Genomic DNA, 14,316 nt, shown 5'->3' with positions numbered 1-14,316 from the left:
TGCAAATGTCCGGTTTTTTAATTTCTGGCACTTAGGGGTGCTTTAGGAATAATGCATCGCCTGGGTCTGAAAAGGAAATAATAACTGGCTTAACTGACGAGTCGCCCATAAACCAATTTCAGTATGATGCATATGCGGTGCAGTATAAGGAATCAGTAAATCAATTTTCTGTTCCGCACCTTCACAGCGCATGAAGCGACTTTTTAACTGATTCAAGCGCTGCTGGTCCATACGGCTCATTGCAGGTTCAATTTTTGCCTGTGATGGGGTTGCACTACGTGAGGACAGGCGAGTTGCCAAGCCTGCCCCCTGAATCCAGTCTTTAATAATCTGTTTTTCAGTCGCATTAAAGACCCCAAACATTTTACCCTCCGGTTGATCGATCATTTTCCAGAAGCGGCTTTGTTCTATTGGCGCATCTTTCACTATCCAGCCTTTTTCAATCATGACCTGCAAAAACTCGGCAATCTGGGCAGGATCGGACAACCAGTCATTGATGGTCTTGCCACTAAACTGGCATTTCTGATTATGAATATATTGACCAATCAGCGCTTTATTCTGGAAAACTTTTAAAGCCATCTGCCCAATATCCAGTTCCTTGATGATTTGGGAAGAACTTCTACCAAGGTCATTCAGGACATAGCCTTTTTTAATCAGTTCCAGATAAGTTTCTGGGTTTTCTGCATGATTAAAATGCTGGATAAATGCTTGCAGGGATTTCTGCGCATGGCCATTGTGAGCATTATCAATAGTAATGTGCACATTGAAATAATGCGGATCGATACCCAGTTCAGCCAGTTCATAATTGGTGATTAACAGATGCAGCGGTAACTGTTCATAACCGAGATTAAAGCCAATGACCAAAGGTAGATACTTGGCCGGGGCATAAGCCAGTACCAACTGTACGGCAGCCTGTTCGTAGTAACTATCATCTAAATACTCGGCATAACTGTTCAGCTCATAATGACTCAACAGGTCCTGATACATGGTGACATGGTTGGCACGCGGATGCCCTAAACCAAGCTCTTCGAGATAGATGTAAATCAAATCTTTCAACTCGGGCTGATTACAGTTTGGCACGGTTGAATACAACCAAGCACCATCGACCAGTTTAACCGGTGCAACTTTCGCCAGGAATTCGAAAGCCTGAGAAACCGTCGGAAAATATTCCCGGGGCTGCTGCTGTTTCCGGCGATTGACATAGGTCTGGAAAGTCGCACAAACCTGATGATGTTGTTCTAAAAGATGCTGTTCAACCTGTGCAGGCTGATCCAACCATCCGAGAGTATCAATATTTAAATTTTTAATCAGATCGCTCAAATAAGATTCGGCTTTTTCGGTTTTGGTATATGTCGAAATTTCAGTATCTTGAAAAAAGTCGACCCAATCCTTAAAGCTTTTAATTTGATAATTATGATTTTTATTTGGCGATAAAGGTAAACTTAGCTCTGTGCTGACGAACATAATCTGATCCTTGCAGATTTCTCTTGATTTACCTTAACGTGCCCTCTAAAAGCAGGGTGTTGAATTTTTGTTCTAATTTATTGATGTATTGCTTTAAATGAAAATGAACGGATATTTCTATGAATAGAAATGTTAAAACAATACAAATTGTAAAATTAAGAATGGGATGGCAGCCGAAAGAGTGAGGGAGTAATTTGAACAAATGATAAAAACTGGGTTTAAAGATTCGAGAAATAAAATTTGCAAGATAAAAAAAGCCCGAGTCGCAATGCTCGGGCTTTTTGTTGAGATGTTGCCATCTCGAATATGGCGTCCCTACGGGGATTCGAACCCCGGTTACCGCCGTGAAAGGGCGATGTCCTAGGCCTCTAGACGATAGGGACAGTACAGAAGATAAATTTTAAAACCGCTACTTTTAGCTTGAAGTAATGGCGTCCCTACGGGGATTCGAACCCCGGTTACCGCCGTGAAAGGGCGATGTCCTAGGCCTCTAGACGATAGGGACTTAATAAAATGTACTTCTGAAAATTGGCGTCCCTACGGGGATTCGAACCCCGGTTACCGCCGTGAAAGGGCGATGTCCTAGGCCTCTAGACGATAGGGACGTTTCAGAGGTGGGCGTATAATAGGGTGAAAACAGGGGGGTGTCAAACGCATTTCCATAAAAAAAATGATTTTCTGGATTGAGTGCGTAAATTTAAAACAATCTTGTGGAAATACTTGAAAATTACATGGTTTAAGCCGGATTTTTAAGCAATTCCAGAATTGCTTCTACTACCTGCGGATGGAGTAAATAGCCGGTAATATCATGCGGACGGTGAATATGCGTACGAATGCCGTGGTTAATAATTGCGGGTTGAAACTGAAATGGCGGTTGTGTAAGAGGAAAGGCGGTAAGAAAATCATCAGTTGAATAGAAATTTATCCAGTCGCCTGTAATTGCAGCAGGTCGTACAATGGGTTGCGGTAAATGTGACTGGATCACCTGGAAGGCTAATGGCGATCCTAAAGTAATAAAACGCTGTACATTCAGTTCAGGATGCTGAATGAGATAATTATAGGCAATCACACTGCCCAGGGAGTGAGCAATCACAATACAAGGTTTACGACCATTCAATTGCCGGGCAATCCGCTCATGAACTTCCTTCATGAAATCAGGATTGTCGAGATACAGATAGGTTTCAATTAGAAATTTCTGAAGCAGGCTACGATGCAGACTGGGAAAATAATTCAGCAATAATACAACGTCTCGCAGTGCAACATTTTTGCTTAGCGTGGTAATAAATTTGAATTTCTGTTTGAAATCCATCGGGTCATTCAGATGAAGCTGGGGAAGATCGGAAATCACGGGCTTGCGCCAGCCAGGACGTGGAAGGGGTGCAGGAAGCTGAGGATGGACAGGTTGACGGAAACGAAAGCTGGGCCATTGCTGGAGCATCAAGGTGCCAGCCTTCAGGATGTTGCGAACGTTATAGCGTGAAAGTAAGTCTCCATAAAATGGAATGTGAATGTGACGTCGTAAATAACTGAATCTGGCATCATGACGGTGTTTGCGAATGCCTTTTTGAAGTATATGCAGCCAGCGCTGGCGGATCGATGCAGCACTATGATGTTGCTGGTTCATTCCATGAATAAAAATAAATTTCATCGATACCTCACGGAGGTCGATCTATATATTCACAGTATAGAGAAAATTGCGGCAAGCCAAGCTGCACTTTTTGTGGCGTTAATGTGTAAATTATCTTTGATAAAACAACCATTAACAGACATCTGTATATTTATAAAAAAGCAGAAAATTGGTAGGTCCGGATGAAAGATTTCACTGAATAGAAAAAGAATATGAATGGAACGGTAAAAGTTGAATTTAGAGTTTGGCGTGAGTCTTATAGTAATTCCAGTAGCGCTTTAATGACGTCTGGATGCTGAATATAACCATCAATATCATGAGGATGATAGATGGAGGTATGAATCTCCTGATTAATAATCGCTGGCTGAAGCTGGAAGGGTGGTTCTGATAGTGGAAAAGCAGTCAGAAAGTCATCACTACAATAGAAATTTATCCAGTCACCTGAAATTGCAGTAGGTCGTACAATTGGTTGCGGCAGATGAGCCTGAATGACCCGAAATGCCAACGGTGATCCGAGAGTAATAAAACGCTTGATATTTAGCTCTGGATGCTGAATCAACTAATTATAGGCAATCACGCTGCCAAGCGAATGTGCCACCAGAATCTGTGGCCTGCTGCTATAGAGTTGATCATGAATGCGGCAGTGAACTTCCTGCATAAAATGTGGGTTGGCCAAATAAAGATAAGCTTCTAGCAAAAATTTATGTAAAAAGCTGGCGTGTAAGCTGGGAAAATAATTGATGAGTACCGCAAAATCCCGCAAGGCAATATCTTTGCTTAATGCTGTGATGAACTTCAGTTTCTGATTGAAATTCAGGGCATCATCAAGATTTAACTGCGGGACGTCACAAATTTGATAGGTGCACTGGTCTAGTGGCGGTGCCGGTTGTAGCTGTGCGGGATGTAAAAAAGGGAAATGCGGCCACTGTTGCGGCATCAGGGTGCTGGCATTCAAGACATTATGAAAATGATGCCGAGAAAGTAAATCACCATAAAAAGGGATACGGATATGCCGCTTTAAATAAGTAAACCGGGCTTGCTGTTGTGGGTTTTTCCGGAGGCCTGTTTTGAGGAGATGCAGCCAATGTTGACGTAATGAAGTCGCCGTATACTGTTGCTTGTTCATGCCGTGAATAAACACAATTTTCATCGACGCACCCTTAAGGCTGCCCATTATAGTTATAGTATAGATAAAAAAAAGAGCGGCCGAAGCCGCTCTTTTAAGCATGATGATTAAGACTTGTTGTGATAAAAGGCATAATAACTTGCATAACACGCTGCAATAAACAGCAGACATCCTACGAAGCTGATGCGCATTGATGGATCAAAGACCATACTGATACAGGTAATAAAACAGAACACAAAGCCCAGGATTGGTACAATCGGGAACAATGGTGCAGCAAAGCCCAGTTCTTTGGCCGTATGACCCTGTTTATACCATTGACGACGGAAGTTGAACTGGCTTAAGCAAATACTCATCCAGACCACCACCATGGTAAACGCTGCAACGCCCAGCAAGTTGGTAAAGATCGTCTCTGGCGCAAACTGTTCAGACAATAAACCTGGCAATGCACCTAGCATAGTCACCATGACTGCAATATACGGTACACCGCGAGCATTCAGTCTTGAGAATACGGCAGGCAACTGTTTGCTGTATGACAATGACCACATCATACGAGAAGCAGCAAATAAGCCCGAGTTGGCGGCAGACAACAATGCAGTGATAATTACAAAGCGGATGATGTCTTCAGCATATGGGATACCAATGTGTTGGAATACTGTTACGAATGGACTGCTACTCACGCCTTCAGCAGCTAAGCCTGCTTCCTGATGCGGAAGTAAGGCTGTTACCACGATAATGGTACCTACAAAGAAAATTAATAAGCGGAAAATCGCAGTATTAATTGCTTTAGGAACATTTTTCGCAGGATCTTCAGTTTCACCGGCAGCCACACCAATCAGCTCGGTACCAGAGAAGGCAAAGTTCACAATCAGCATCGTAGCAAAAATCGGGAATAGACCTTCAGGGAACCAGCCTTGTGCAGTTAGATTGGTAAATAAAGGCGCAGCTTCATAGCCTTGATAGCCCAGAACACCAAAGATGGCCAATAGACCTAAAAGAATAAAAGCAACAACCGTGACCACTTTTACCAGTGCCAGCCAGAATTCGGATTCGGCAAACCAGCGGGTCGAAATCATATTGAGACTAAATACGAATACACCAAAGATAATGGTCCATAACCACATGGAAATATCCGGGAACCATTCCTGCATCAGCAAGGCCGCTGCAGTAAATTCAGTTCCGAGAGTGACCGACCACGTCAGCCAGTATAACCAGGTGATGGTATAGCCTGTGCCTGGTCCAATATAACGTTTGGCATAAGCACCAAATGAACCAGATTCTGGCATATGAACGGCAAGTTCGCCCAAACATAGCATCACCATGTACGCGATAATACCGCCCAGGAGATAAGCGAGAATGGCACCTACAGGCCCCGTTTGTGCAATGACTTCACCCGACCCTAAGAATAGGCCTGTTCCGATTGCGCCACCAAGCGAAATCATGACCAGATGTCGAGTACTCATAGCGCGTTTTAAAGGCGCAGAATTGCCCTGATGCGTAGCATCATTCGGAGATGAGTGCATAGGAAATAAGAAATACTTCAAAGGAATGAAGCGAGCTATTGTAGTGAAAAACTACAAATCTGCAATCGAATAATGGTAATTTCGAATAAGGTCTGATCGTATGAGATCAATAGATGGCGTCCCTACGGGGATTCGAACCCCGGTTACCGCCGTGAAAGGGCGATGTCCTAGGCCTCTAGACGATAGGGACGTTGCGAGGTGATGCGTATATTAAGGATTAAGCCGGGGTTTGTCAAAAGGGTTTTTACTAAAATTCATTTAACAGTTTAAACATTAGGCAAAACAAAAACTTTATTTTATTAAAATGTTATTTTCTGAACAGATTTCAGGACTATAAAAAATAAATATTTGAAAAGATCACTAAAACTTAGTGATCTGGAGTTTGATATTGCTCAGGCTGAGAGTTTTCAGTTGGCGTTGACACTGTTTCAGTCTCCGCAGTGTGGTTATCATCACGGTTGACGATATAGAGATATAGTGCGGATGGGGCTAAAATCAGTAAAACCAGTAAGATTTTTTTTAACATGATACAAAGGCAAAATATGAAATCGCATTAATTATAGCCTAAGCAAATTAAAAAGAGCAGCAGCATGTACCTATTCAGGCTCTAGAATTTAAAAGTAACATCCGCAATAAATTGGCGGCCGATTTCAGTCATCACACGTGGTCTATCATTTGAGGTCGAGCCTGTTGTATAGGAATTCACGCGGTTGGTGACGTTGTTAATGGTTAAACCAAAAATTGCCCTTAAATCTTTTGAAATTTCCCAATCATAGGTGGTGCGCATATCCCATTTAAATTTGGGTTTAATTTCAGAGGCTAAATAGGTGTCAAGCAGTTCACCTTTATACTCGACTTTGTCATTTTTATTGGAGACTACAACCATATCATCGTAACTGTTTTTATAGCTAAAGAAGTTTGAAATACGTACAGGCAGTGTATCGAATGTAATATCCCAGTTTACTCGTGCGGTCCATGGTTGGTTAAAGTTTGGGGCAGGGCGGTCTGACCAACGGATAATTTGACCATCATAAGAGACCCATTCATCTTGAGTGGCTTGATCATAGGCTGAAGTGTAATCTACATAACTGCGGAAGACTTCACTGTAGTCAAATCCCAAGGCAAATAAATGTTGGCTATCCCCCAGTGCGATCGGTTGACGATTTTTAAGTGTTAAGGTGTAGATGTCAGCTTTGCCACTTCCATCATTGTTATATTCGTAGAAGAATTTTGATCCATCTAGAGGAGTAACTTTAGTTTTTGATATTTCATCCTGATATTTACGATTGACCCATTTTAGCCCTAGATCCCAATTCTGGATTTGTGTATTCAGGCCTAAAACAGTCTCGTCACTGAAAGGGGTATTGAGCGCTGAACTACGCGCACCGCTGGATAGTGCAGTTTGTGTTTCTACCCAAGTCGCATGTGGGTTTTCACGTGACAGTTTGTAGAGCAAATCATTTTGAATTTCATTCAGCTCTGTACCTAAAGTTTGCTGACCATAGTAGCGATTCCACCCAGCGGATAAATGCAATTGATCATTACTAAAGGGTTTGTAAGAGAGACGACTGCGAGGGGAAATATTGATATTACTACTCAAAGAGTCATAATCAGCACGAACACCAAGGCGTGTTGAAAATTGATCATTCCACTGAATATTATCTTCAATAAATATATTTAGGCGATCTTGCTGAGCTTTGATATCACCAGCTTTGTACAGAGTCCCACCAGCGATATATTGTCCATTCCAACCATTTATAGTTAGTTTCTCATCACAATATGGGTCACTTTGAAGGCAGGTAGTATCTTTGCCAAGTTCTTTTAAGTTGATCTTTGTCGCGAGTAAAACATCCTCGACTCGTTTCCACGCAACATGAGCATGGCTATAACCCGTACCTATAGTCATGTTGTGTTGGGATTGACCAAGTTTAAAAGGGTCTATATTCGCTTGTAGGTCATAGGAAAGGACGTCTTGGCGTTGTTCAATCTCTCCCATGATGGCGCCCTCTCGAACTACATCGGTATTATTCCAATCTTTACTTCCTTTGGCGTAGTACCAATGCATACTGTAGTTATTGTCAGCAATACGTTGTGTCGCCGAGTTTTGGAAATTAAGTTTGTGTACGAGAGTACCTAAGTTGAAGCGATGTTCAAGTTCCGAGAACAGAGTAAGTGTTTCGGTTTCAGTAGTACTACCTGAATCACGATTGCTGTCCACATAACTTAAGCTATCGAGCAAACCATAATCGAAACCAAACTTCGCTTTGGTTGAGGCGTTTGGTGTATAAAATAATGTTGCACCAAGATTTGAGATATGTCGTTCTTGATCAATTGTTTTAGGTGTTTCAAAGCCACTTTTGACTGGAATAATGGACTCTCTTTGAGAAGCATAAGCATTAAAGCCCCAATCATTCGAGAGCTTCCCATAAATATTGGTGCTTACACCTTGTTTGGTATATTCCTTTTGGTAGTCATCTGTAGGTTCTTCAAATTTACTTTCTTCTAAAGGTAAAATTGAGTTGTAGCGAGCCCAATCACTTTCAGTGTAATCGTAAGTGATAGAACCGTGAATTTTCCCTATCTCTGTTTGCGGTGCACATGTTTTAGCATTTACAACACCACCTGTGAATTGACCATAAGCGGCAGACACATTGCTATCTAATACTTCAAGCTCACAAAGTAGGTCAGTGTTCACTGCCATAGCTTGTGCGCCAGTCCCAATATCTTGAAACGTATTTGTGTTTGAATTTGCTGGATTAATAAGTAGGTTGTTGGAAACACCATTCACAATGAAATTGTTTTGGAAGGTTTGTGCACCATTAATTGAGATTTCGGCAGGTTTAATTTCACCTTGAGAACCTGCTGCAAGTTGTGACTGACTAAACTGCACATTCGGATTCACTTTTAAAAAATCGGTAATGTTCTTTGAGCTATTTGGCGTACTTTCTAAATCTTCTTTTGAATAAACTGTTTTTCCCACTTCATTTGCTTGCTGAGCTTCGATAATAATCGTGCTGAACTTAACCGTAGCTTCCTTGAGGATGGATTCTTGATAATTTGATTCTTCTGCAAAACTAGATGTTGATAAAGCTGTTAGAACCGCAATAGAAAGTGGGGAATAAGCAAAACGCATGAGAAGGGTTAAATCTGCGAAAGATAATGGAAGTGATTATCATTAACTTAGAGTAGGTAATCAATAGTAATGAGAATTATTTTCATTAATTAATTGATAAAAGTGTAGGACTTGAGCAGCTTAAGATGCTGATCAAAGAAATATAAAGAAGAGAAAAAATAGATGGCGTCCCTACGGGGATTCGAACCCCGGTTACCGCCGTGAAAGGGCGATGTCCTAGGCCTCTAGACGATAGGGACGTTTAGAAGATGGCGGTATCTTATTGATCCGCCACCAGAGTGTCAAGCAGGTGAGGTGCGAGTTTGTTTAAAATATAGCAAAACAGTTCAGCGGTCTTCTGCGTATCATATAATGCAGAATGGGCTTCTTTACCATCAAACTCGATTCCAGCTTGGATACAGGACTTCGCCAGTACAGTCTGACCAAACATCACCGCACTTAAAGTCACTGTATCGAAGACAGAAAAACTATGAAACGGGTTCTGGTTTTTGGTCCCGGTACGGGCAATCGCGGCCTGAAGAAAACCTAAATCGAAATGTGCATTGTGTCCGACTAAAACTGCATGGGTACAATTTTGCTGGCGACGCACTTCATTCACCGATTTAAAAATGCGCTTGAGTGCAGTTTTCTCATCTTCGGCCATGGCGATTCGCATTGGATTAGAAGGATCGATCCCAATAAACTCCAGCGAACGTCGGTCGAGGTTTGCCCCTTCGAAAGGATTGATATGTGCATGGTAAGCTTGACCCGGCACAAATTGACCCTCCTCATTATAAACAATCGGAATGGCCGCAATTTCCAGCAATGCATCAGTCTGCGCATTAAAACCTGCAGTCTCGACATCGACAACTACAGGTAAGAATCCACGAAAACGTTGACCAATGATTGGGAGCGTTTCATTTGTCACACTTTTCTCCATTGAATGGTTTTACCAGCATACAGTGGGATAATCTGTTCACCATCCAGATAGTCTAAACTTTCAGGGATTACTTGATCTTCTTTAACCAGGGTAATGGTATTGGTATTACGTGGCAGGCCATAGAAGTCTGCACCAAAATGGCTGGCAAAACCTTCCAGGCGTTCAATTTTACCCACCTGATCAAATGCCTGAGCATACAGCTCAATGGCAGTCGGCGCACTATAACATCCTGCACAGCCACACGCATTTTCTTTTGCATTTTTTGAATGCGGCGCGCTATCTGTTCCCAGGAAAAATTTAGGATTACCGCTGGTTGCGACTTCCAGCAAAGTTTGCTGATGCGTTTGACGTTTTAAAATCGGCAAGCAGTAGAAATGCGGCTTGATCCCACCAACCAGCATGTCATTGCGGTTAAACAATAAATGTTGCGGCGTAATGGTTGCAGCGACATTACGGTCTTGCTCAAGTACAAAGTTTGCTGCTTCGCTGGTGGTGATGTGTTCGAGCACCAGTTTCAGCTTGGGAAATTGTCTGAGTAAGGGAGCCAGCACTTCATCCAGGAAACGCTTTTCACGGTCAAAAATATCGACATGATTATGCGTCACTTCACCATGTAGCAATAAAGGCACTTGGTGTTCTTCAAGCTGTTCAATTACGCCGTAGACTTTGCTCATATCGCTCACACCACTATCGGAGTTGGTGGTCGCACCCGCAGGATAGAGCTTGATGGCATTGATATGCGCAGATTCTTTGATCTTTTTAACTTCGCTTGCCGGGGTGTTATCAGTGAAATACAGCACCATACGTGGGTCGAAATTTACCCCTTCAGGCACATGTGCCATGATACGTTCACGATAGGCATTGGCTTCCTCCACGGTTTTAACGGGTGGCACCAGATTTGGCATGCAAATGGCGCGAGAAAAGTGCTTGGCTAAATCGGGAACGGTACGTTGAAGTGCTAAACCATCACGCAGGTGAACGTGCCAATCATCTGGCTGGAGAATCGTAATCGTATTCAAGGCAAATTCAGTCGAACAAATAAAACAAATGATAATCCATCTATAGTAAAAATGGTAACGAGAAAGCGCTACAAAATAAGGGATATGTATAAATTAATTTTAAAAAGTATGTTATTTTAAAATTAATAAAAAAATTACATAAATACTTGGCAATGGAATACAAGTACAATCTAGCGAAATTGCAAGATGATAAAGAAGACATAGAACAACTGATTACACGGCAAAGCCAGCGTGTAGGCCCGGTCTTCCCTCAAAATCTGGAACAAGAATTCTGGACCAAAAATCTGGAACGCGCCCGCAAACATGTCGAAAAATATGTGTGGGCTGGAGTACTAGCCTATTTCCTTTTTTTAGTGGTGATGATTCCTACAGATTACTGGAGTATCAGTAAAGAATATTTCGTGCATGATTTTGTCCTGTGTATGCTGGGCCTGCTCAATGGCGGCGTGTCGCTAATTATCTTTTATATGTTCTCCTGTTTACCCAAGATGAAGCGCTTTTTTCCTCAGGCTTCGATGCTGTTGGTGTTCTGGATACAGGTCTCAATTTCATGCATCACCATGTCGATTAAAACTGATGCCTTGCAGCATCAATCCATGGCCATAGTCACGATCGTGTATATCCTGGGTTATATTCTGACTGGCATTAAACCGATTCAGATGCTGGTCACCGGATTACTCGCTGCGGCAACTACTATTCTTGTATTGTTTAACCTTTCAGTTGAATTTAATCCTATGGTTTTTGGCCGGATTTTAATTGGAAGTTGCTTGCTGGGTTATGTGATTAGCCATATGATTTTTGCCCGTGAGCGTGTGATTTTTCTCTATAGCATTCGCGCCAGAATCAGTGAGCAGATCCAGCGTATTCATACCAACGAATTATTGCATTTGAGTCAGTATGATGAGCTGACCAAGATTTCCAATCGACGTACCTTTGATGAGACACTGGAGGTTCATTTCGAAAGTGCACGCCGTGAAGAAACGGCTTTGGCGATTCTGTTTATCGATGTGGATTTCTTTAAAAATTACAACGATTTTTATGGGCATCAGAAAGGTGATGACGTTATTTCAAGCATTGCTAAAACAATCAAGAATGCGATCCGACATATGGACTTTGTCGCGCGTTATGGCGGGGAGGAGTTTGTGGTGCTCTTGCCAGAAACGGATGCACATGGTGCTTATGCAGTGGCTTCAAATATTTTTAAGGCGATTGACCGTCTGGAAATCCCGCATGAAAAATCCTCGGTTGCGAAACATATCACCATCAGTTTAGGCATTACCGTCTATCGTGGTGAGGAAGATATTGATAAGGATGCATTGTTGGGAATCGCGGATCAGGCGCTATATCGTGCCAAACAGCTTGGACGCAACCAGATTTATTATCAGTCTATTCGATCAGTCAATTCAGATATTGCAAATGGCTAGAGATTATTAAAATGAATAAAACAATCATCAATAAAAAACCGCGCTCAGGGCGCGGTTTTTTGCTTAAGACAAAACTTAGTTTTTGTCTTTCAGTTGTGGCACTGCAGATGCAGAACCGACTGCCAGTAAACCAGTTTCTGTATAGATGCCCAGTTTCGCACGTGTATCCGTGATATCCAGGTTACGCATAGTCAACTGACCGATACGATCCATCGGCGAGAACATAGAATCACCTTTCTCCATAGTTAAACGCTCAGCTTCATAAGTGAGGTTAGGAGATTCAGTGTTCATAATGGTGTAATCATTACCACGACGAAGTTCGATTGTTACTGTGCCAGTAACTGCTTTAGCGACCCAACGCTGTGCAGTTTCACGTAGCATAAGCGCTTGAGAATCGAACCAGCGACCTTGGTACAGCAAACGACCTAAACGTAAACCGTTAATGCGGTATTGTTCAATCGTATCTTCGTTATGAATACCCGTTACCAGACGCTCATAAGCAATGTGAAGCAGCGCCATACCCGGAGCTTCATAGATACCGCGAGATTTCGCTTCGATGATACGGTTTTCGATTTGATCCGACATACCTAGACCGTGACGGCCACCGATGCGGTTCGCTTCAAGAATAAATTCAACTGGATCTTCAATGCGTTGACCGTTAATCGCAACCGGGAAGCCTTCTTCAAAAGTAATCGATACTTCTTCAGCTTTCACTTCTACGTCATCTTTCCAGAACGCAACGCCCATGATTGGCTCAACGATTTTGATGCCTGCATTCAGGTATTCAAGATCTTTGGCTTCGTGCGTCGCACCCAGCATGTTTGAGTCAGTTGAATAAGCTTTTTCTTTTGACATTTTATAGTCAAAACCATTGTCGATCAGGAACTGTGACATTTCTGCACGGCCGCCCAGCTCGTCAATGAAGGTTTGGTCTAACCAAGGCTTGTAAATTTTAAGCGCAGGATTGGTCAACAAACCATAACGATAGAAACGCTCAATGTCGTTACCTTTATAAGTAGAGCCGTCACCCCAGATGTTAACGTCATCTTCTTTCATTGCAGTAACCAGCATGGTGCCAGTTACTGCACGACCCAATGGCGTCGTGTTGAAATAAGGCATACCACCTGTAGAAATATGGAACGCGCCACATTGAATTGCAGCAATACCTTCTAATGCAAGCTGTAAACGGCAGTCGATTAAACGTGCTTTTACTGCGCCATAAGCTTCAGCTTTTTTTGGAATCGCATCGTAATCGTCTTCGTCTGGCTGACCCAAGTTAGCTGTGTAAGCATAAGGTTCAGCGCCTTTTTGTTTCATCCACAAAAGAGCAGCAGAAGTATCTAGACCACCAGAGAAGGCAATACCAACTTTTTTACCTACTGGGACATTCTGCAAGATAGTTGCATTATCAGACATTGTTCATCCTAATGATATGAAATAGGCACGCCAGAATTGGTGGCCTGAAAAAATACATATTGCATCAATTGTATCATTAATTTATTTAGGTTTGCTTTAGAAAAGAAAAACTCGTTTTAAAATCTCTATTCAATAGGCTTAAATAATCATAAATCGCACGATTTTCACCAGAATCCTGCTGAAAACGGAAGAAATTGGTTATATTCACCCGAATAAAGTTAAAAACCAGATAAAACAGGAATAAAAGCATGGCGACTCATATCCCACCTTTACCTAATTTAAATCCTAAAACCAAGAATGAAACACTGGCACTGTTGCATGGGATTTATGCTGGTCTGATTGGTTTTAGTACAGTGCTGTTTTTATATCTTGAATATCAGCAATCTAGTATTTCCATGCTGAGTTTAGGTGTGGTGCTGCTGCTTTTAGGCTTGTTGATGTTTTTTAATATACAGGCCAGTATCAAGGTGAAGCAGGGCAATGGTTCAGGACGGACTTTATCCAGAGTTATGTCAATCCTGATGTTGCTGAGTTTTCCAATTGGTACAGTATTGGGCGTGATTGCATTATGGAAATCCAGCGCCCGACAATGGCAGAACTAATTCGTCATGTATAGAGCGAGCTGGTGTTGAAGATTGATGTTTGTGCCTGAAAATGCTGAACTCCGG

The 14,316-nt window shown here is 42.2% G+C and carries 10 protein-coding genes, 5 tRNA genes and 1 pseudogene; 2 read left to right on the top strand and 14 right to left on the bottom strand.

Annotation, left to right across the window (positions count from 1 at the left end):
- Positions 1 to 42: 42 nt before the first annotated feature.
- From PV763_RS00455 to pyrC, 13 genes and pseudogenes are all read right to left on the bottom strand, one after another.
- The gene (locus tag PV763_RS00455) at positions 43 to 1,464 is read right to left on the bottom strand and encodes an iron-containing redox enzyme family protein (RefSeq protein ID WP_420937179.1); all 1,422 of its coding nucleotides are present in this window, start codon (positions 1,462 to 1,464) and stop codon (positions 43 to 45) included.
- Positions 1,465 to 1,771: 307 nt separating this feature from the next.
- Positions 1,772 to 1,847 (bottom strand) — tRNA-Glu (locus PV763_RS00450).
- A 46-nt stretch (positions 1,848 to 1,893) separates the two neighbouring features.
- Positions 1,894 to 1,969: transfer RNA gene (locus PV763_RS00445), tRNA-Glu, on the bottom strand.
- Positions 1,970 to 1,993: 24 nt separating this feature from the next.
- Positions 1,994 to 2,069 (bottom strand) — tRNA-Glu (locus tag PV763_RS00440).
- 131 nt (positions 2,070 to 2,200) lie between these two features.
- Positions 2,201 to 3,112 (bottom strand): alpha/beta fold hydrolase, encoded by a 912-nt coding sequence (locus PV763_RS00435; protein ID WP_420937178.1) that lies wholly within the window; start codon positions 3,110 to 3,112, stop codon positions 2,201 to 2,203.
- Positions 3,113 to 3,347: 235 nt separating this feature from the next.
- Positions 3,348 to 4,241 (bottom strand): annotated as a pseudogene (locus PV763_RS00430) (alpha/beta hydrolase).
- An 83-nt stretch (positions 4,242 to 4,324) separates the two neighbouring features.
- Positions 4,325 to 5,737, bottom strand: a complete 1,413-nt coding sequence (locus PV763_RS00425) for an amino acid permease (protein ID WP_005107442.1) — start codon at positions 5,735 to 5,737, stop codon at positions 4,325 to 4,327.
- 114 nt (positions 5,738 to 5,851) lie between these two features.
- Positions 5,852 to 5,927 (bottom strand) — tRNA-Glu (locus PV763_RS00420).
- Positions 5,928 to 6,104: 177 nt separating this feature from the next.
- On the bottom strand, positions 6,105 to 6,263 hold the full coding sequence (locus PV763_RS00415; RefSeq protein WP_004279546.1) for a hypothetical protein: 159 nt from the start codon (positions 6,261 to 6,263) through the stop codon (positions 6,105 to 6,107).
- Positions 6,264 to 6,344: 81 nt separating this feature from the next.
- Positions 6,345 to 8,870, bottom strand: coding sequence for a TonB-dependent receptor plug domain-containing protein (locus PV763_RS00410; RefSeq protein WP_420937177.1), 2,526 nt, complete (start codon positions 8,868 to 8,870; stop codon positions 6,345 to 6,347).
- 163 nt (positions 8,871 to 9,033) lie between these two features.
- Positions 9,034 to 9,109, bottom strand: a tRNA-Glu gene (locus PV763_RS00405).
- Between the two features lie 20 nt (positions 9,110 to 9,129).
- Positions 9,130 to 9,789, bottom strand: a complete 660-nt coding sequence (gene rnt, locus PV763_RS00400; RefSeq protein ID WP_004279557.1) for a ribonuclease T — start codon at positions 9,787 to 9,789, stop codon at positions 9,130 to 9,132.
- On the bottom strand, positions 9,774 to 10,808 hold the full coding sequence (gene pyrC / locus PV763_RS00395) for a dihydroorotase (protein WP_420937176.1): 1,035 nt from the start codon (positions 10,806 to 10,808) through the stop codon (positions 9,774 to 9,776). The genes rnt and pyrC overlap by 16 nt, the downstream gene beginning before the upstream one ends.
- Positions 10,809 to 10,960: 152 nt before the next feature.
- On the opposite strand from pyrC, the gene PV763_RS00390 reads away from it, so the two are divergent.
- Entirely contained in the window at positions 10,961 to 12,232 is a 1,272-nt protein-coding gene (locus PV763_RS00390; RefSeq protein ID WP_420937175.1) for a GGDEF domain-containing protein, read from the top strand.
- 75 nt (positions 12,233 to 12,307) lie between these two features.
- Here PV763_RS00390 and argG read toward each other — a convergent pair whose 3' ends face one another.
- The gene (gene argG / locus PV763_RS00385) at positions 12,308 to 13,648 is read right to left on the bottom strand and encodes an argininosuccinate synthase (protein ID WP_004279561.1); all 1,341 of its coding nucleotides are present in this window, start codon (positions 13,646 to 13,648) and stop codon (positions 12,308 to 12,310) included.
- Positions 13,649 to 13,896: 248 nt separating this feature from the next.
- Between argG and PV763_RS00380 the strand changes: the two genes are divergently transcribed.
- Positions 13,897 to 14,250, top strand: coding sequence for a hypothetical protein (locus PV763_RS00380; protein WP_420937174.1), 354 nt, complete (start codon positions 13,897 to 13,899; stop codon positions 14,248 to 14,250).
- The last annotated feature ends 66 nt before the right edge of the window (positions 14,251 to 14,316 follow it).

It is taken from the genome of Acinetobacter sp. AS5 (assembly GCF_048957595.1).
Taxonomy (GTDB): domain Bacteria; phylum Pseudomonadota; class Gammaproteobacteria; order Pseudomonadales; family Moraxellaceae; genus Acinetobacter.
Note: the sequence above shows the minus strand (reverse complement) of the source record. Positions and strands in the feature narration are given on the sequence as shown.

Bases quoted from the DNA above. Each gene is read 5' to 3' on its own strand.
- PV763_RS00410 (WP_420937177.1), bottom strand. From the start codon at position 8,870: ATGCGTTTTGCTTATTCCCCACTTTCTATTGCGGTTCTAACAGCTTTA.
- PV763_RS00380 (WP_420937174.1), top strand. From the start codon at position 13,897: ATGGCGACTCATATCCCACCTTTACCTAATTTAAATCCTAAAACCAAG.
- PV763_RS00390 (WP_420937175.1), top strand. From the start codon at position 10,961: ATGGAATACAAGTACAATCTAGCGAAATTGCAAGATGATAAAGAAGAC.
- PV763_RS00425 (WP_005107442.1), bottom strand. From the start codon at position 5,737: ATGCACTCATCTCCGAATGATGCTACGCATCAGGGCAATTCTGCGCCT.
- argG (WP_004279561.1), bottom strand. From the start codon at position 13,648: ATGTCTGATAATGCAACTATCTTGCAGAATGTCCCAGTAGGTAAAAAA.
- rnt (WP_004279557.1), bottom strand. From the start codon at position 9,789: ATGGAGAAAAGTGTGACAAATGAAACGCTCCCAATCATTGGTCAACGT.
- PV763_RS00415 (WP_004279546.1), bottom strand. From the start codon at position 6,263: ATGTTAAAAAAAATCTTACTGGTTTTACTGATTTTAGCCCCATCCGCA.
- PV763_RS00455 (WP_420937179.1), bottom strand. From the start codon at position 1,464: ATGTTCGTCAGCACAGAGCTAAGTTTACCTTTATCGCCAAATAAAAAT.
- PV763_RS00435 (WP_420937178.1), bottom strand. From the start codon at position 3,112: ATGAAATTTATTTTTATTCATGGAATGAACCAGCAACATCATAGTGCT.